The organism is Burkholderia sp. Bp8992 (assembly GCF_003853705.1).
Taxonomy (GTDB): Bacteria; Pseudomonadota; Gammaproteobacteria; order Burkholderiales; family Burkholderiaceae; genus Burkholderia.
Genome location: NZ_QTQI01000006.1, coordinates 108105 through 125076, shown reverse-complemented (window position 1 = coordinate 125076; position 16972 = coordinate 108105). Strand labels below are relative to the sequence as shown.

Annotated in this window: 21 protein-coding genes and 2 pseudogenes; 14 read left to right on the top strand and 9 right to left on the bottom strand. The window is 60.8% G+C overall.

The window, feature by feature from the left end; genetic code table 11:
- Positions 1 to 2: 2 nt before the first annotated feature.
- From DIE03_RS11750 to DIE03_RS38990, 4 genes and pseudogenes are all read left to right on the top strand, one after another.
- Positions 3 to 1328 (top strand): hypothetical protein, encoded by a 1326-nt coding sequence (locus DIE03_RS11750; protein WP_124450402.1) that lies wholly within the window; start codon positions 3 to 5, stop codon positions 1326 to 1328.
- A gap of 102 nt (positions 1329 to 1430) precedes the next feature.
- Positions 1431 to 1592, top strand: coding sequence for a hypothetical protein (locus DIE03_RS11745; protein WP_260434865.1), 162 nt, complete (start codon positions 1431 to 1433; stop codon positions 1590 to 1592).
- Positions 1592 to 1901: pseudogene (locus DIE03_RS38710) on the top strand (GPW/gp25 family protein). Before DIE03_RS11745 ends, DIE03_RS38710 begins: the two are co-directional and overlap by 1 nt.
- Positions 1898 to 2332 (top strand): annotated as a pseudogene (locus DIE03_RS38990) (baseplate J protein); the annotation flags it as partial. The pseudogenes DIE03_RS38710 and DIE03_RS38990, both read left to right, overlap by 4 nt.
- 59 nt (positions 2333 to 2391) lie before the next feature.
- Here DIE03_RS38990 and DIE03_RS11730 read toward each other — a convergent pair.
- The 6 genes from DIE03_RS11730 to DIE03_RS11705 all read right to left on the bottom strand — a co-directional run bounded on the left by DIE03_RS11730 (position 2392) and on the right by DIE03_RS11705 (position 5705).
- Positions 2392 to 3126 carry an immunity 52 family protein gene (locus tag DIE03_RS11730; protein WP_124450398.1) on the bottom strand — a complete coding sequence of 245 codons (735 nt, stop codon included), beginning with the start codon at positions 3124 to 3126 and terminating at the stop codon, positions 2392 to 2394.
- 5 nt (positions 3127 to 3131) lie between these two features.
- On the bottom strand, positions 3132 to 3500 hold the full coding sequence (locus DIE03_RS11725; protein WP_124450396.1) for a Tox-REase-5 domain-containing protein: 369 nt from the start codon (positions 3498 to 3500) through the stop codon (positions 3132 to 3134).
- Between the two features lie 106 nt (positions 3501 to 3606).
- Complete coding sequence (locus DIE03_RS11720; RefSeq protein WP_124450394.1) at positions 3607 to 4074, bottom strand: hypothetical protein; 468 nt, start codon at positions 4072 to 4074, stop codon at positions 3607 to 3609.
- Positions 4067 to 4570 carry a DUF4123 domain-containing protein gene (locus DIE03_RS11715; protein ID WP_124450392.1) on the bottom strand — a complete coding sequence of 168 codons (504 nt, stop codon included), beginning with the start codon at positions 4568 to 4570 and terminating at the stop codon, positions 4067 to 4069. The genes DIE03_RS11720 and DIE03_RS11715 overlap by 8 nt, the downstream gene beginning before the upstream one ends.
- 4 nt (positions 4571 to 4574) lie before the next feature.
- Positions 4575 to 4988, bottom strand: coding sequence for a PAAR domain-containing protein (locus DIE03_RS11710; RefSeq protein ID WP_124450390.1), 414 nt, complete (start codon positions 4986 to 4988; stop codon positions 4575 to 4577).
- 90 nt (positions 4989 to 5078) lie between these two features.
- Positions 5079 to 5705, bottom strand: coding sequence for a hypothetical protein (locus DIE03_RS11705; RefSeq protein ID WP_124450388.1), 627 nt, complete (start codon positions 5703 to 5705; stop codon positions 5079 to 5081).
- A gap of 82 nt (positions 5706 to 5787) precedes the next feature.
- Between DIE03_RS11705 and DIE03_RS11700 the strand changes: the two genes are divergently transcribed.
- From DIE03_RS11700 to DIE03_RS11690, 3 genes are all read left to right on the top strand, one after another.
- A complete protein-coding gene (locus DIE03_RS11700) occupies positions 5788 to 6444 on the top strand; it encodes an SOS response-associated peptidase family protein (protein ID WP_124450386.1) in 657 nt (218 codons plus the stop codon).
- Between the two features lie 124 nt (positions 6445 to 6568).
- On the top strand, positions 6569 to 7510 hold the full coding sequence (locus DIE03_RS11695) for a hypothetical protein (protein WP_124450384.1): 942 nt from the start codon (positions 6569 to 6571) through the stop codon (positions 7508 to 7510).
- 66 nt (positions 7511 to 7576) lie between these two features.
- Positions 7577 to 8383, top strand: a complete 807-nt coding sequence (locus DIE03_RS11690; protein ID WP_221623685.1) for a hypothetical protein — start codon at positions 7577 to 7579, stop codon at positions 8381 to 8383.
- On the opposite strand, the gene DIE03_RS11685 is transcribed toward DIE03_RS11690, so the two are convergent.
- Positions 8348 to 9586, bottom strand: coding sequence for a phage integrase central domain-containing protein (locus DIE03_RS11685; RefSeq protein ID WP_124450382.1), 1239 nt, complete (start codon positions 9584 to 9586; stop codon positions 8348 to 8350). The genes DIE03_RS11690 and DIE03_RS11685 overlap by 36 nt on opposite strands.
- Before the next feature lie 178 nt (positions 9587 to 9764).
- On the opposite strand from DIE03_RS11685, the gene DIE03_RS11680 reads away from it, so the two are divergent.
- The 4 genes from DIE03_RS11680 to DIE03_RS11665 all read left to right on the top strand — a co-directional run bounded on the left by DIE03_RS11680 (position 9765) and on the right by DIE03_RS11665 (position 12154).
- Positions 9765 to 10079 (top strand): Dabb family protein, encoded by a 315-nt coding sequence (locus DIE03_RS11680; RefSeq protein WP_119337996.1) that lies wholly within the window; start codon positions 9765 to 9767, stop codon positions 10077 to 10079.
- On the top strand, positions 10076 to 10555 hold the full coding sequence (locus DIE03_RS11675; RefSeq protein WP_124450380.1) for a PaaI family thioesterase: 480 nt from the start codon (positions 10076 to 10078) through the stop codon (positions 10553 to 10555). Before DIE03_RS11680 ends, DIE03_RS11675 begins: the two co-directional genes overlap by 4 nt.
- A gap of 157 nt (positions 10556 to 10712) precedes the next feature.
- Positions 10713 to 11672, top strand: a complete 960-nt coding sequence (locus DIE03_RS11670; protein WP_124450378.1) for an alpha/beta hydrolase — start codon at positions 10713 to 10715, stop codon at positions 11670 to 11672.
- 41 nt (positions 11673 to 11713) lie between these two features.
- On the top strand, positions 11714 to 12154 hold the full coding sequence (locus DIE03_RS11665; RefSeq protein WP_124450652.1) for a GNAT family N-acetyltransferase: 441 nt from the start codon (positions 11714 to 11716) through the stop codon (positions 12152 to 12154).
- 14 nt (positions 12155 to 12168) lie between these two features.
- Here the strand turns inward: DIE03_RS11665 and DIE03_RS11660 are convergent, their stop codons facing one another.
- A complete protein-coding gene (locus DIE03_RS11660; protein WP_124450376.1) occupies positions 12169 to 13014 on the bottom strand; it encodes an NRDE family protein in 846 nt (281 codons plus the stop codon).
- A gap of 76 nt (positions 13015 to 13090) precedes the next feature.
- Positions 13091 to 14125 (bottom strand): folate-binding protein YgfZ, encoded by a 1035-nt coding sequence (locus DIE03_RS11655; protein ID WP_124450374.1) that lies wholly within the window; start codon positions 14123 to 14125, stop codon positions 13091 to 13093.
- A 77-nt stretch (positions 14126 to 14202) separates the two neighbouring features.
- Between DIE03_RS11655 and mltG the strand changes: the two genes are divergently transcribed.
- Genes mltG through DIE03_RS11640 form a run of 3 tightly spaced genes read left to right on the top strand, consistent with a single transcriptional unit; the run spans position 14203 to position 16890 of the window.
- Entirely contained in the window at positions 14203 to 15222 is a 1020-nt protein-coding gene (mltG, locus tag DIE03_RS11650; RefSeq protein ID WP_124450372.1) for an endolytic transglycosylase MltG, read from the top strand.
- Positions 15222 to 15842, top strand: coding sequence for a dTMP kinase (gene tmk, locus DIE03_RS11645; RefSeq protein WP_124450370.1), 621 nt, complete (start codon positions 15222 to 15224; stop codon positions 15840 to 15842). The genes mltG and tmk overlap by 1 nt, the downstream gene beginning before the upstream one ends.
- 19 nt (positions 15843 to 15861) lie before the next feature.
- Positions 15862 to 16890, top strand: coding sequence for a DNA polymerase III subunit delta' (locus DIE03_RS11640; protein WP_124450368.1), 1029 nt, complete (start codon positions 15862 to 15864; stop codon positions 16888 to 16890).
- Positions 16891 to 16972: the final 82 nt, after the last annotated feature.

The window sequence follows — 16972 nt, the reverse complement described above, 5'->3', positions numbered from 1 at the left end:
CGATGAAACACAACAAGCTCTTAGAATTGACCCTATACAACAATGCTACTTTGGGGAAAGGAGTCAACTCGATGAATTCCGCTGGGTCAAATCAAAATGGTACCGGAGGGCAGCTAGCCACGGGGAATCAGCCAACTGACGCGGGGTGGGAAGATTTCAAGAGGTTCTACAAGAACTACGTCGCTGCGATTGCGGTTGTCAAAGATACGCTAGACGTCCTTTGGAAGCTCGCTCCAATCGGTTTGATCATGCCTGCTGTTTTGATATGGTCGTATCTGAAGAAAATTGGATGGCAGCAGTTATTTCAGGAGTCGGTGGTGTCGGTTCCGGGGTTGATCGTCATGATCGTGTCAGCATGTTTGCTGACATTCGTGCTGGCGGTTCAATTTTGTGTGCCATCAATAATTTCAGTCGGTGCTGCTGGCGTCTATGACGAGCAGAGTAAGGTGGCGAAGGCTGCAGGAGTACCCAGTATTCGAGGTCCGATCGCGTGCTTATTCATTTTTTCTCCGGTTGTGTGGCTGGGAACAGCCGGGGCTCTGGCTCTGATTGCGGATTTTTCTGGTGGCTGGGCGTTTCTGACAAGCATTGGTGTGATGGTTTTGTTTGAGGTTGCAGTAATTTATCGATGGAGAAAATCGCTTTCGGATTCGAGTAAATCTGGCTTTATCAGTGTCATGGCGCATTGGCTCAAGCTTGTGGTGGCGCCAACATGCGCCGCGTTGCCAGTGTCACTATCTTTGTTGATCTGTCTAGGTGTTTTCTCTTCGTTAAAAATGTCGGACTGGGCAGCTTTTGGGGTATTTGTTGCATGTGTTTTTTTTAGTGTTATAGGTGTGCTTCCGGGAATGGTCTATTTGCTCGAAAAAATTTCGGACAAGAAGCCATTCGATATTTTTAAAACGACGACTGTCGCTGGTGTGATGGTGTTTTATGTGCTGTGGATTGTGGCGCTGACGCTCGGTCCAGTTACATCTACGATCCTACGATCAATTGGCGCTATTGACGAGAATCGATACGTCTTTCAGGTTCTCAAGCCGGACCTTGTAACCGGAATGCAGGGGGCCGGGTTTACGGTCCATATGGTCGCTCAATCACCATATAGTAAGGATTTGCCTGCCTACTTTGTGGACAGCTATGTGCGTTTCAATTTCGCCAGTGTCCTGTTGCTTTGCCGAGACCCGCTCGCCTTTAACAAGGCTGACGGCGGCTCCATGACTGACAAGGACGTGCAGAGCAAAAATTTGATCTGGCGTGCAGGTGGATACTTTTGCGTGAAAGCGCGCGCTGATGAGGTTCGGTTGTTGCAAAGCCTTCACAAACCTTGATCACAAGTTTGCTTACTACTAGGACCCCGCATAACGCGGGGTTTTTTATTTTCCGGCGGTTGTATGCGGAAAGACGCACAGCCAAGCGGGGTGGCGGCGCCCGTGACGTTCATCGATACGGAGTTCCGCAGCCGCGTGATCGTGTTTCCGGACGGCTCGCACGTTGCCGTGCTGGCCGGCAAGACCGAGGTGACGGAGCCGGAACATGTCACGTATCTCGAATCGCGCGAGTGCTTCAAGCGCATTCCGACCAAAGCGCGGTGATGGTCGCGCTGGTCGGTATGTGTCGCCGCACGGGCCGACTGATCGGCGGACTCGATCATCTGGTGCAGAGCATCGCGGACGTTCTCAGCACACGCAAGGGAACCCGCCGCGAGCGCCCCGATTACGGCTTGGATCTCCCGGCAATGGTTGACCTACCCGTCACGCGTGGATGGATCTCGGCGGCACAGGCCGAAGCCGCGCATTGCGCTGGACAGCGTGAAGGCACTGTCTGTCGTGGACGGCAAAGTTACTTTTCGAATCGCCGGGCACTACAACGGCGACGATGTTGTATTCGAGGTGACTATATGACAGTGATCGATCTGTCGGCGCTCGATCCGCCGGATTTCGTCGAAACGCTCGACTTCGAGGAGGTGTATCAGCGCAAGCTGAAGCACTTCAAGAGCATCTATCCGGACTGGACTGCGGCACTCGAATCCGATCCGGTCGTCAAGCTGCTGGAGCTGGCCGCGTACGAGGACGTCCGGTTTCGGGCGCGCGTGAACGATGCTGGTCGTGCTGTGTTACTGGCCTACGCGACGGGCGCTCATCTCGAATATCTCGCTGCGCTTTGGAACCTGAAGAAAGAGATCGTTGACCCCGGTGATCCGGAGGCGCATTCGCCGATTCCAGTCACATACGAGCGGGACGAGCGGCTGCGGTTGCGTACGCAGATGGGGATCGAGCGCGCATCGACGGCCGGGCCGTCTGGCTCGTATCGATCGCTCGCAATGGATGCGTCGCGGATGTGGGGCTGTTCTAACGGACGGTGCCGGCGCGGATTCTCGCGCCGGCACCGTGCTTACAGGTCAGCGAATGCGGGCAGAAGGTCTTGGTCGACGAGACGAATCTCGATACGGTTAGCAACTTCGACGTGTTCGGAGTTGTCCACTGAAAAAACGGCATCTGGGACGCTCACAATGATCGTCCCGGTCTGCTTCCGGCCGGCTTCAGGAACTGGAATCAACTCGCGTGCTTCCGGAATTTGCTGAGTCGTGAGTATCTTCGGGAGATACAGCATCCAGCCAACGCCCGGCTTGTCATCAAACACCTGTCGGGGAAAATACTCTCGTGGTGCAACAGAGACATACATCGGGTCATAAACCGAAACCATCGAGGCCACTATCTTAGCCACACCCTCATAGCTGCGCTCGTCCGCGGAGACTGCGCCCTGTGCCGGTAGCCCGATTTCTATCTCGCTGGGCCGCCTTTTCGCATCGATGGCTAATTTCAGCCTCGCGCTGTCGGCGGCGTCCATCTGACCATTCCAGAAGCCAAATACTTTAGGAAGGTCCATCTTTTTTTCATACCGTTGCGCCAAGACTGCCAAAACGGCTGTCGAAGGTATGCCAGGCGCTTCAAACATGGGATAGAGACGGGCTTCTTCCTCGGTATCAGCCTTCAGCCACCACTGCCCTAAACGTTCGTCCTCGCGCGACATGGCCTCAACCACCGGCCATAGACGGACAAGATGAGCCGCAAAATCGCCAAGCTGGGCGAAGTCGGCAGGGCTACGAAATTGCGTAACTATTTCCATGTTTGTCACGGCACCCATTCTGATTGGATGTGAAGACGGGCAAGCGGCGCTCTCATGTAGTTCCAAGTCCGCTCCGTCTGAAAATACCATTTCAACCTCGCAGGAGGATGATCATCTACAATCGCTGCCTGACCGGCAGCCTGCTCCTCCATGTCATCAAAGGCCTTGGTGTACGGTACATCGAGCTTGTTCAAGAACTGATCGTACTTTGCCTTCGCTTCTATCAACAAACAGCTTTCCGGTCGAAAGCCGTCGAAGTCACGCTGCCAGACCCACTCCATGCTCCAGGCCTCTTCAACGCTATAGGGGAACCCCGTAATTCGCCCTTGATACTCTCGGGAGTTGTCACTCATGCTCCAGTTGCGGCGCTGCATGCTCCCCGCCTCAGGTGGGCACTTCTTGCAGCTCTCTCCTGTACGCGGTATAGCACGGACGGCAGGCTCCGCCTTACTTGTGTCTTTCGACGTGTCTCCCGGCAGACTAGCCGTCCCGGCCACTGCGGCCCCGCCCAATAAGGCGGTTCCAGCGCGAGCCAAGACTGGTCCAAGTTCCACTATCGCCGCTTCGATCGCCGGCACCACCAATCCCCCCATGCTCAGCCCCTCCCTTGTCGTCCTGATGTTCGATGCGCCATTTCATGACGCGTAGGTAGTCGTGAAAACGTTCGTCGGCCGAGCGTCCGGGCCGAGTCAGCCACGCGCGCGTCGCAGGTCTCTCGTAAAACTTTGGAGCGTATGCCTCGATACGAAGAAACGCGGCGACATTTTCGTCGGACTGAATGCCGAGCCGTCGAGCGGCGATGTACGCGCTCCATAGGCGCGTCGATAGCGTGCCGTCTTCGGCCAGCTTCGGGTCCGCTTTGACGAGATCCTGCCGAACGTGTTCGACATATCCGCGCGCGTCGATCTCGGCAAGGCCGGCGACCTGTTCGCTTGTCAGCTCAAGCATGCGGGTGTACTCCCCTGAGTTTTCCATTTACTTCGACGAGCCAGTCGAATGTCGGCACGAAGAACTGCATGCGCTGCGTGAATTCCATCAGCGACGCCATGTCGGCCATGATGCGGGCATCGTAGAAGCGGAGGAGGGCTGTGCTTCCATCCGGCAAGCGTACGTCGAGGCGGCTGCGCAGCTCGTCAGCGAGTGATTCGATCGGATATGCGCTGATCAGCCACGACACGCCGGTGGAGCTGCTGGCCAGTGTGGAGATAGTTCGTCGGATAGTGCCAGCCGCCGCCTCGTACGAAAACAGCCACGGTCCAGCGTCTGCGAGTGACGCGTCCTGCGTGCCATCGAATACGGCTACGGCCGAGCGTGATCGTTGGGGCGATGAACCGCCGGCCGCATCGGCATACAGAAGGCCGTCGACAAGGGCGTACAGATGCACCTGCATGGTCAACTGCTGTTGACGCTTGAAGAAGAAAGCCTCAATCGAATTTTCAGTCATGGGCCTATCCGCGCGCGATCATCGTCGCGGCGTTCTCGGCCGCAGCTTTCAGGCATTCGAGACAGAGCGTGGGCGAGGGGGCAAGCGCTGCAGCCGTGGCAGCGACAGCTGCGCCTGCGCCGCCAGTCGTCGCTTTGCCAGATCCGACATCGTCGAACGTCGCTGACGACTGAGATGCGATCAGCGTCGCTCCGCATGCGGTTTTCATGCCCTCGACGGCGGTTTCTCGTCCGTCGAACGTGTGCGAGTATTGCCGCCCCGTCGGCAGGATTGGAAAGACGCCTTTGCATTGCGGGCAAAGTACCTTGTGTCCGACGCCAGCAATGGGCTTTCCGTCAATTGTCGCGGTCGCGCTGCCCTCCAGCACGCGGCCGCCATGCGTCGTCGTATCGCCGACGCAAATCATGGCTCGGGCCATATGTTCTCTCGTAGGTGTGGTTTTCGTATGAATTTACCATTTCCGGGAGAACGTCTGATCGTTGGCTAACTCGCGCTCAGTCAACTATGGTCAATCGAAGCGAGCGCCGTCGATCATGCGACGGAGCTGATCGAGTGCGAACGAATCTGGATAGCCGCTCTTCTTCAATTCCAGCTCTGCCGCGCAGACCGTCCTTTCCATGAGTCGCAACGCTCGACGGACGTGCACGATTTCCAGCACGAAGCGCTGTTCGAGCGTCAGCAAACGCCTTTTCTTGAAGTCGGCCACGCTCCACGCGCCGCGTAATTCCTTCCATGTCACGCGTTGAAACTCGGGCAGCTTTGTTGCCTTGTCCGAGCCGGGATCTGGTTCGTCCGGGGTGTCATGGAGCCGGCATTTCATGGCTTCGCGTGCGCGCCACTCGTCGGAAAACGGAGCAACGTGCGCGCGTGGGTTCCCCATCCTGCCTGCCCGCATGATCTCCTTGTCGATCTTGATCGACAAGCGGCGCAGCGGTGCTGCGTACTTCAGCTCGTCGGCCTGTTCGAGGTACGCGATCATGCGCGTAGCATCGCCGGTAAGGGTGCCCATTTCGCGCAGCGTGAGTCGCAGGTGTAGCACTTCGAGGATCAGCCGGTGGACGTCGGCATACGTGCACGTGCGCCACCATTGAGACATCGCGTCGAAATGTGGCGGATCGAATGGGGGCAGAATCATGATGCACGTGAAATACTGTATGGATATACAGTTTAGAGCGGGGTAAGATGGTGCCGTCAAGTCTCGAAAATGGGGGCGGGCAGTGTGTACAAACTACAAAGCGCCAGACGAAGATCCGGGCATCAACGAGCTGAAGGTCGGCATTGGTGACCTGTACCGTCGTGACCCGTGGGAGCCGGATGTCTACCCGGACTATGCGGCACCGATCGCTTGGCCAGACGGGGATGGCCTTGGTGTCGTCAAGGCCGTGTTTGGCTTCTGGCCGAAGTTCATGCAGCCCGAGCGCGTCGACGACAACGGGAAGAAGCGGCGAAAGCTCGACACGGTCAATGCCCGTTCCGAAACGGTCGGTGAGTTCCGGCTCTACGGAAAGGCGTGGCGAGCTGGTCAGCGCTGCTTGATCCCGGTCCAATGGATATTCGAGCCGTGTTACGAAACGGGCCGGAACGTCTGGCAGCGGATCGGGCTAACGGATTGGCAGCCGTATTGTGTCGCCGGCATCTGGCGGCGCTATGAAGATTCCGACGGCCGCTCGCTTGTCGGCATGACCATGATGACCGTCAACGCGGACGGCCATGCTGTGATGGGGCGCATGCATAAGCCCGGCGACGAGAAACGGTCGGTGGTCATATTGCGGCCAGTTGACTACGATGAATGGTTACATACGAAGAATGTCGAGGCTGCGCGGACAATGCTCCGGCTCTACCCTGCGGGGGAGGTGAATTTTTCCGACAGGTAGTTTTGAGGTGCGGCGACAAGTTTATTTGCTCGTCGTCGGTGAGTAGATTTCCGACTTGCATTCGTAACAGTTTTTCAGATATACACAATCAACTATATGCGGGGTGAGAGTGTTGATAGCGTGGATGCGGAAGTTTCTTAGCGACCCTGCTTGGACTTTTGTTGGGGTTGTAGTTGCTTTGTGTATTGGTTTGATTTCCATCCTGCCTCGATCACCCGGGCAGCTACCTGGCGTACTACATATTCAGCGCACGCTTGCGATGCCGATGTTCGGGACAGCTGAGCTACTGACGGCTGGCAATGCTCCAAAGTTCGGCTTGACTCTCAATGGTCAGGCGCTTTCAATGGGGCACATTCAACTGCGAAATTACGCGTTGACAAATCTAAGTGGTCGTCATTTGGAGAAATCTGATTTTGAGTCGCCGATCACGATTAGTGCTGTGCAGGGGCAGAAAATTCTTTATGTCGGAATTACGCCGGCTCCTGGTCATGCGCCAATTGATGTTGCATTAAATGGCGACTCTCAGGCGGTGATTTCGCCCATGCTGTTGAATATCAATGAGGCGGCATCTATCAACATTATTCTTTATAAAAATAATAAAGATCCTGTTTACGATAACGCATACTCGGATGATTCGGGTGTTTTGAATTGGACTGCGGATATCCGAGGGGCTGACCTGAATGTGAGCGGATTACCCCGGCCGGAGCCGTCATGGTTTCAATCGCATGGAATCGTGCTTTATGTATTACATGCTGATTATGCTGTTATCGCGTTGGTGCTGGCTGGTTTTATTTTGAGTGGGTTGCAAATAAAACGACACGATGCCACCGAGGTAGGGCGGCGTCATGATTTGAGGGGTATCGTCGTTCTGTCGATGCGCGTATCCCTTGCTTGGATTGCTGCCGATGTATTGGTTAGAATTTTTGATAATACAATTATTCCCATTGCGCCATGGAACAATTGGTCCGTAATTGTGTTGTATGTGGCTTCTATGTTTTTTCCATTGCCGATTGGTTTTGCTCAGAGGGGCGATAAAAAGAACGACGTCGATGGCGCTACATCGTAACCGCGGTGAATTGACGGTGTTTTCGCGTTGCGCGAATTAATGATTACTTAATTTAAATGGATGGCGATGTCTAAGATCGAAAAATTCAAGAAGGACCTCGAAAGTCTCAGCGATCGTGGGGCGTTGATTCTTGCGGCGATGAGATATGAGACGATGCGGGAAGAGTTTTTGGAGGCATGTCGAAAGAAATTCAAAGACAAGACTGATGAGTATCTTAAGAATCTTCCATCTTTTAGTACGGGGTATCAGGCTTGGTATTCTGAGGCGCTTGCTTTCTTGCGTCAGATATTACCGGACCGTGTCGAGGATTTTCGTCGGCATTACGAAAAACCGAAAGGGAGAAAGGATATAACGAATGATAATTATAGATTGGAGGATTGCTTGCAGGGGCTAGAGCTTACGAATGCCGCTACAGGGGCGGTCGTGGTGTCTAGGACCGCCGCATTTCCACACTTGCTTCAACAAATCGCCATCGTGGAGGCCGCGAAAGGTCGATTCGAAAGCTCGCTTTTTGATATTCGTCACATTGTCCAAGCAGATCTCATGGATTCAGAGCTAGATGCTGCAGAGCATTTGGCTAAATTTAAGTTTGTTCGTGCTGCAGGTGCAGTGGCAGGTGTGGTGCTAGAGCGTCATCTCGGACAAGTTTGTTCTGATCGTCAAGTGGCAATTGGTAAAAAAAATCCAACAATTGCTGATTTTAATGAGGCGCTTAAAGGTGTCGATGCGATTGAAATTCATCAGTGGCGTTTTATTCAGCATTTGGCGGATATTCGCAATAAATGTGATCATGCTAAGACCCCGGAGCCAACTATGGAGGAGGTCGAGGACTTGATTTCAGGGGTAAAGAAGATCATTAAAACTGTATTTTAGATTTAGTGGGGCGATTGCGTCTCTGTCGATTTCATCAAGCCAATCGGCCCAAGCTTGCATCATTATTCTCCGGTCGGGAAAGTACTTTGCATGATTGTATGTGGAGCGAGTTTTGTCTTTGTCTTTGTGTGAAAGCTGCATTTCAACAACCTCGTCCTTCCATCCCATCTCATGAAGGTTGGTTGACGCCGTTGCTCGAAAATCGTGTCCTGTTATAGGTTCAGGATTATCGGGCACCATGTAGTCGATTGCCCTATTGATTGTGGCTCTGCTCATATGGGGGAGCTTTCGATTGCTATGTAGAATGGGTAGGATATATCCACGGTTGCCGAACATCCCCTGCAACTCGCGTAATAGGCTCAGTGCTTGTCGAGGCAACGGAACGATGTGCAGCCGCCGAGACTTGATCTTCTCCGCCGGGATCTTCCATTCTGCAGCATCTAGATCAATCTCTTCCCATCGTGCTCGACAAAGCTCGATCGTACGGGGAAAGAGCATCATCAGTAACCGAATCGCAATCACGGTTCGCTTGCTTTTGTATGTGGGGAGCTGCCGAAATATCGCCTTCAGTTCGTCGCGACTCAGCGCACGTGCGTTCTGAGTCGGTGGTTTTACGACCGAACCACGCAAAACCGACGCGGGGTCCGAATCGGCCCGCAAAGTGATAACGGCGTACTGAAACACGTTCGACACGTATTGTCGAAGTTTGATCGCGACGGAAGGAGACCCACGCTCTTCGACTCGGCGCACCAAGGACAGAACGTCGTGTGCGGTAATTGAGCGCATTGGTCGGCTACCAATAAATGGATACGCGTCCGCCTCAAGCATGCGCAGGATCTCGCCATAATGCCGCTCAGTCCAAGTCTTCCGCTTCTTCTCCAGCCACTCGTCGCTGACAGCGCGAAAAGTTGCTTTGCCTTCGTCGATACGCGCCGACAGCGCTTTCTGTCGCGCATGCGACGGGCGCAGTCCCTTCTTGACGCGTTCGCGAGCATCGTCACGCGCCGCGCGTACGTCTTGAAGGCTGACAGTTCGATCTTCACCGATCGCAAAGAGATTCTCCTCCCCGGCAATTCTGGACTTGTAACGCCAGAGCTTGGAGCCGGACGGCTTCACCAACAGATATCGTCCATTGGCGTCAGTAAGTTTGGTAGGCTTATCGCCTGTCTTCGCTTGTCGGATCTTGATGCCGGTAAGTGGCACGGTGAAAAAGGGGGTATCGTCTCCGCATGGTCGAAATGATCCCCCCTTTTATACCCCGCTTTTTCTCGGCTGGACGCGATTACCGGCGAACGCAAGCGAACGGTGGAAGGGCATGGAACGCCCAACTGGCACGGGGTTATGGCAAGCTGCCGAACCCACACGAACAGGAGCAACCGAAGTGATCAGACATATCGTCATGTGGAAGTTGAAGGAATCGGCCGAAGGCGCGACGCGCGCACAGAACGCGCTGAAGCTGAAGGAAAAGCTCGAAGGCTGCCGCGACCTCGTGCCGGGCACCTTGCAGATCGACGTCGGCGTGGCGACGCCGGGCCTCGATGCGACCGCCGACATCGTGCTCGTGTCCGATTTCGCGGACAAGGCCGCGCTCGACGCGTACCAGGTGCACCCGGTCCATCAGGAAGTGAAGAAATTCGTCGTCGCGGTGGCTGAATCGCGCGAATGCGTCGACTACATCGTCGACACCGCACGATGAGCGACGCGGCAACGCCGACGGACGGCCCGTCGATCGAAAGCCCGTTCGTCGACATGCTCGGCGTGCAGCTCGTGTCCGCGAAGGACGGGGCGAGCGAGATCGTGCTGTCGCTCGAGGAGCGCCACATGAACACGTGGAGCATCGCGCACGGCGGCGTGACGATGACGCTCGCGGACATCGCGCTCGCGATGGCGGCGCGCAGCCTGACCGACGACGGCATCGGCGTCGTCACGGTCGAGATGAAGGTGAACTTCATGCAGCCGGGGCGCGGCGAGCTGCGCGCTTACGGGCGCGTGATGCACCGCTCGACGACGATGGCCTACTGCGAAGGCGAAGTGCGCGACAGCGACGGCAACTTCGTCGCGAAGGCACTCGGCACGTTCAAGTACATGCGGCGGCTCGCGGTGGGCCGCGACATCAAGCGGCAACGCTCGCGCACGGCGCCGGACGCCCAGCCCGGCCCGAGCGACGCGTAAGCCCCCACACGCACGGCCCTGTCCCTGGAATGAGGCAGGGCCGCTTCATTTTGCGGCACGGGATTCCGGTATGTCGCGCGCCACGCCTGTCCGGCGCGGGCATGGCATCATGTGACGCTTGTCCGCTCACGGCGCCGCACAGGCGCTGTCTTCACCGATGCCGCTGAATCCTAAGATCGCCCAGGTGCTCGACATGATCGAGCGCGCGAAACGTCCGTCGTATCACCACCAGACGGCGCAGCAGGCGCGCGCCGCGTACGAGAAAAGCGCGCCGATCCTCGACGTCGCACCGGCGCCGATGCATTCGGTCGAGGCATGCGTCGTGCCGACGCGCGACGGCCGCACGATCGGTGCGCGGCTGTACCTGCCCGTCGAGCCGAGCCTCGCGGAGCCGCTGCCCGCGCTCGTCTACTACCACGGCGGCGGCTTCACGGTCGGTAGCGTCGACACGCACGATGGGCTGTGCCGGATGTTCGCGCGCGATGCACAGTGCGCGGTGCTGTCGGTCGATTACCGGCTTGCGCCCGAACACCGGTTCCCGACCGCGGTGAACGACGCCGACGACGCATTGCAGTGGCTGCATCGCGAGGCCGCCACGTTCGGCATCGACGCCGCGCGGCTGGCAGTCGGCGGCGACAGCGCGGGCGGCACGCTCGCCACCGTCTGCGCAGTGCTCGCGCGCGACGCGGGGATTCGCCTGGCATTGCAGCTGCTGATCTACCCGGGCGTGACGGGCCACCAGGACACCGAATCGCATGCACGGCTCGCGAACGGCTACCTGCTGACGCAGGACACGATCCAGTGGTTCTTCACGCAATACGTGCGCGATCGGGCGGATCGCGACGACTGGCGCTTCGCGCCGCTCGACGGCACGCGCGGCGCGCCGTCGTTCGCGGGCGTCGCGCCGGCGTGGATCGCGACGGCCGAATACGATCCGCTGAGCGACGAGGGTGCCGCGTACGCGGACAAGTTGCGCGCGGCCGGCAACGCGGTCACGCTGGTCTGCTATCCGGGGATGATCCACGAATTCTTCAAGATGGGCGGCTACATCCCCGAGGTGCGGGCCGCGCATGCCGATGCGGTCGCGGCGCTGAAGGCCGCATTCGACGACGTTTGACGGCGGGCGTTTGGCGGCGAACGCGCCGCATGGGAGCTGCGATGACGGACGGCGTGGTGGAAACGGGCGACTGGACGGTACTGGGCGGCGACGCGGCGCGCATCCGCGACGCGGTGTTCGTGCGCGAGCAGCAGATTCCGCCGGAATGGGAACTCGACGACGACGATCCGCTGTCGCTCCATGCGGTCGCCTACCGGATCGATGCGGCGACGGGCAGGCGCCGGGCGGTCGCGACGGGAAGGCTGCTGCCGTCCGGCACGATCGGCCGTGTCGCGGTGCTGGCCGATGTCCGCGGGCAGGGTGTCGGGTCAGCCGTGCTGAACGCGCTGCTGGATGCCGCGCGGCACCGCGGCGAAACCGCCGTGCGGCTCTACGCGCAGGATTCGGCCGTGGCGTTCTATGTGAGGCACGGCTTCACGGCGGTCGGTGAGCCGTTCGTCGAGGCCGGCGTGCCGCACGTCGAGATGGCGCGCGCGCCGTAGCGCGATGCGTGCGTTCAGCGCGGCCGCGTTGCGTCGAGGTCGAACGTGAGCGCGCGCTCGAACGAACCCGGACGAACGGTGCGGTGCGAGCCGTCGTCGTCGCAGCGCTCCTTGATCTCGACCGTCAGCCGCACGCCTTCCTTCATCGTGACGCGCAGCGCGGTCGTGCCGCGCGTGCCGTATTCGGGCGTCTCGATGAACGCGGCCGACAGCGCACGTTCGCGCTCGATCGGGATACCGGTATGCGGCAGCGCGTCGTCGTCCGCGACATGCGGGTCGCGCATCAGCGCGATCAGTTCGTCGAGCGACGGGGTCGGATTGTCGGTGAGCAGCGTGCCGAGCTCCGCGCGCTTGCGCACGACTTTCGGCCAGGGCGTATCGAGCCGCGCATTCGACAGCGCATGCACGCCGGGCGTGACCGCGACGGGCCCGGCGACCCTGCTTTCGCCTTCGGGCGCCCGGTTGCAGAACCACGCGAGCTCGCGCCGCCGCCAGTCGCCGACGAGCAGGTTGAAGCCGTTGTACACGGCCGCATGCTCGGCCAGCCGCCCGAGATAATCGAGCGGCGCGATGGACGGGCCACCGAGGAAGTCGGACACGAGCTTGCCGCGGGTCGGTGCACCCGCGCGGATGTCGAACGGTGCGCGGTAGTTCGTCAGCGCGGCGAAACGGCCGTCGCGCGAGACGCCGAGCCACGTGCCGCCCGCTTCGAGATCGCGGCCGGCCAGGACGCCCGGCACGTCTTCCCACCACGAGAGCGGCGCGCTGGTCCGGCGAAAGAACTCGTCGCGGTTGGCGACGAGGGTAAAGAGGGGACCGGCGGCGGCATCAGGCTGCCAGTCGAAGGCAATCAGACACATCGGGCGAATCTCTCGCAGGAAACATCGGGCGCCGGCTGCGACTCGCGAGCCGGCGCCCGAACGGGTTGTCAGTGCATCACGCTTCCGTCGGCCATGCGTACGGCAGCGCGTCGAACGCGAGCACCGGGCCGTCGGCCGAACCAAGGTGCACCGTACCGCTGTCGAGCGCGGCGAGCTTGATCTCGACGAGCGCGTCGACGCCGCCCGCGGGCGCGGCTGCCGCGTTGACGATCATCCCGCACGGCTGGCCGGGATCGTCGCTGTGGAACAACTCGACGCCGGCATGCACGGTATCGGTGTCGCCGGCGACGTGCGCGAGCGCGGTGCGGCGCTTGATCGTGCCGCGGTACTGGCTGCGTGCGACGATTTCCTGGCCCGGGTAGCACCCTTTCCTGAAGTTAACGGCGCCGATCACGTCGAAGTTGACCATCTGCGGCACGAACTGTTCGACGGCCGGCTGCGTGATGCGCGGCTCGCCCGCGCGCACGTCGAGCCAGTCCCACACGGCCGGCGACACGACCGGCAGCGTGCCGGCGAGCGCCGCGAGGCGCGCATCGACTTCCGCGCGCGGGCCGATCCACAGATAGCGCTTGCGGCCGGCCGCGTCGGGCACCCGGATCAGCGCGCCGGCCGGGCCGTCGACCTTCACGTGCACGCCGTCCGGCAGCGCATCGAAGATGCCCGACAGCGCTTCGCGCACGTCGCCCGCAAAGCCGGCCACCGCGAGCGTGTCGCTCGCGTCGGTCAGCTTCGCCTTCGCGCGCAGCACGAACATCGACAGCCGCTTCTGCACGGCCGGCTGCACGTCCTTCGACACGAGCAGGCGCACGCCGTGACCGGCGCGCCACGCGAGGAACGAGCCGAGGAGGCGCCCCTTCGGCGAGCAATAGCCGGACAGCCGCGCGCTCGCGGCATCGAGATGCTCGATGTCGTTGGTCAGCTGGCTGTGCAGGAACGTCGCGGCGTCATCGCCGGCCACGTCGATCACGCCGAACTGCGGCAGCGGCATGCAGGCGCCCGGCGCATCGAATTCGGCGGCGGACGGGCGGGGGAAAACGGGGAGCGAGGCAGATGCGGCCTGGGCAGCCGGTGAAGCGAACGGTGTGCTCATGGAATGAGGGAACAGTCAACCCTGACTTTGACGAAGGCGAGCAAGTATTATATGGGTCTTACCTGAGTCACGTTTCCATGTCCCTACTGAAGAAATGCGCCGCGACGATCGTGGCGCTGGCCGTCGTTGTGGCCGCTGCCGGCGCGGGCGGCGGGTATTACTGGGCGAACCGGCCGCTGCTGCTGGGCTCGGCATCGCTCGACGTCACGATCAAGCCGCGCAGCACCGTGAAGAGCGTCGCGCTGCAGCTCAAGCGCGGCGGCGTGCCGGTCGAGCCGTTCGGGTTCGTCGCGATGACGCGCGTGCTCGGGCTGTCGAGCCGCCTCAAGTCCGGCAACTACGAGTTCAAGACCGGCATCACGCCTTACGAGGTGCTGCAGAAGATCGCGCGCGGCGACGTGAACGAGTACGTCGCGACGGTCATCGAAGGCTGGACCTTCAAGCGGATGCGCGCGGAACTCGATGCGAACCCCGACCTGGCGCACGCGACGGCCGGCATGAGCGACGCCGAGCTGCTGCGCGCGATCGGCGCACCCGACAGCACCGTGCAGCGCGGCAGCGGCGAGGGGCTGTTCTTCCCCGATACCTACCTGTTCGACAAGGGCACGAGCGACCTGAACATCTACCGGCGCGCGTACCACCTGATGCAGACGCGTCTCGACGAGGCGTGGGCCGCCCGCGTACCGGGGCTGCCGTACAAGTCGCCTTACGAAGCGCTGACGATCGCGTCGATCGTCGAGAAGGAAACGGGCCACGCGGCCGACCGCGCATTCGTCGCGGCCGTGTTCGCGAACCGGCTGCGCATCGGCATGCCGCTGCAGACCGATCCGTCGGTGATCTACGGGCTCGGCGACGCGTACGACGGCCGCCTGCGCAAGCGCGACCTGCAGGCCGACACTCCTTACAATACCTACACAAGACGCGGCCTGCCGCCGACGCCGATCGCGTTGCCGGGTGTAGCCGCGCTGCAGGCGGCGATCAATCCGGCACCGACGAGCGCGCTCTATTTCGTCGCGAAGGGCGACGGCACGAGCGTGTTCTCGGACACGCTGGGCGATCACAACAAGGCCGTGGACAAGTACATACGAGGTCAATAATGGCGAGCGGTAAATTCATCACGTTCGAAGGCATCGACGGGGCGGGGAAGACCACCCACCTGCAATGGTTCTGCGAACGGCTCCAGGGCAAGCTGGCCGCGGCCGGCCGGCAGGTCGTCGTCACCCGCGAGCCGGGCGGCACGCAGCTCGGCGAGAAACTGCGCGAGATCCTGCTGAACCAGCCGATGGATCTCGAGACGGAAGCGCTGCTGATGTTCGCCGCGCGACGCGAGCATCTCGCGCTCGTGATCGAGCCGGCGCTCGCGCGCGGCGACTGGGTCGTGTCCGATCGCTTCACCGACGCGACGTTCGCGTACCAGGGCGGCGGCCGCGGGCTGCCGCGCGACAAGCTCGAGACGCTCGAGCGCTGGGTGCAGGGCGGTTTCCAGCCCGACCTCACGGTGCTGTTCGACGTCGCGCCGCACGTCGCGAGCGAACGCCGCGGCGCCGCGCGCATGCCCGACAAGTTCGAAAGCGAGTCGGACGCGTTCTTCTCGCGCACGCGCATCGAATACCTGCGGCGCGCGGAAGAGGCGCCGCACCGTTTCGCGATCATCGACGCGACGCAGTCGATTCCCGAGATCCGCCAGCAGCTCGAACGCGTGCTCGCCGCGCTGTAACCCGCAAGGAACGCACCACATGATCTATCCGTGGCAGACCGACGACTGGAACCGCCTGCAGCAACTGCGCGCGCAATGGCCGCACGCGCTGTTGCTGCACGGCCAGGCCGGGATCGGCAAGCTGCAGTTCGCGCAGCATCTCGCCCAGGGCTTCCTGTGCGAATCGCCGCAGCCGAACGGCGAGCCGTGCGGCACCTGCGCGGCCTGCACGTGGTTTTCGCAGGGCAACCATCCGGACTACCGGATCGTGCTGCCCGAGGCGCTGGCCGGCGAAGCGCCGGGCGCCGCGGACGACGCGAAGCCGGCCGATGCGGACGAAGGCGGCAAGAAGACGCGTGCACCGAGCAAGGAAATCAAGATCGAGCAGGTGCGTGCGCTGCTCGACTTCTGCGGGGTCGGCTCGCATCGCGGCGGCGCGCGCGTCGTCGTGCTGTATCCGGCCGAGGCGCTCAACGTCGCCGCGTCGAATGCATTGCTGAAAACGCTGGAGGAGCCGCCGTCCGGCGTCGTGTTCCTGCTCGTGTCGGCACGCATCGACCGCCTGCTGCCGACGATCATCAGCCGCTGCCGGCAGTGGCCGATGACGGTACCGGCGCCCGGCGCGGCCGAGGCATGGCTCGCGGCGCAGGGCGTCGACCACGCGAGCGCGCTGCTCGCCGAAGCCGGCGGCGCGCCGCTCGCCGCGCTGGCGCTCGCGAGCGACGAGAACCGCCCGCTGCGCGACTACACGCTCGGGCAGCTCGCGGCCGGTGCGCAATGCGATCCGTTCGCGTGCGGGGAGACGCTGCAGAAGCTGCCGGTGCCGCTGGTGCTCGGCTGGCTGCAGCGCTGGCTGTACGATCTGCTCGCGCAGCGGATGGCGGGCACGCCGCGCTACTTCCCGACGCACGCGGCGGCGCTCGCGCGCTGCGCGGAGTCGGTGGACGCGAACGCGTTCGCCCGCTTCATGAAAGCCGTGACGCGGCAGCGGACGGTCGAGAACCATCCGCTCAACGCGCGGCTCGTATTCGAGGAATTGTTTCTCGGATATCGGGAAATGTTCGCGTGATCCGCCATTGCTTCTCGTGGATTGTGAAACGGTGAACGGATCACGCGGCGATGCGGCCCGCTGCCGCCTGCCGGCGAGCGCT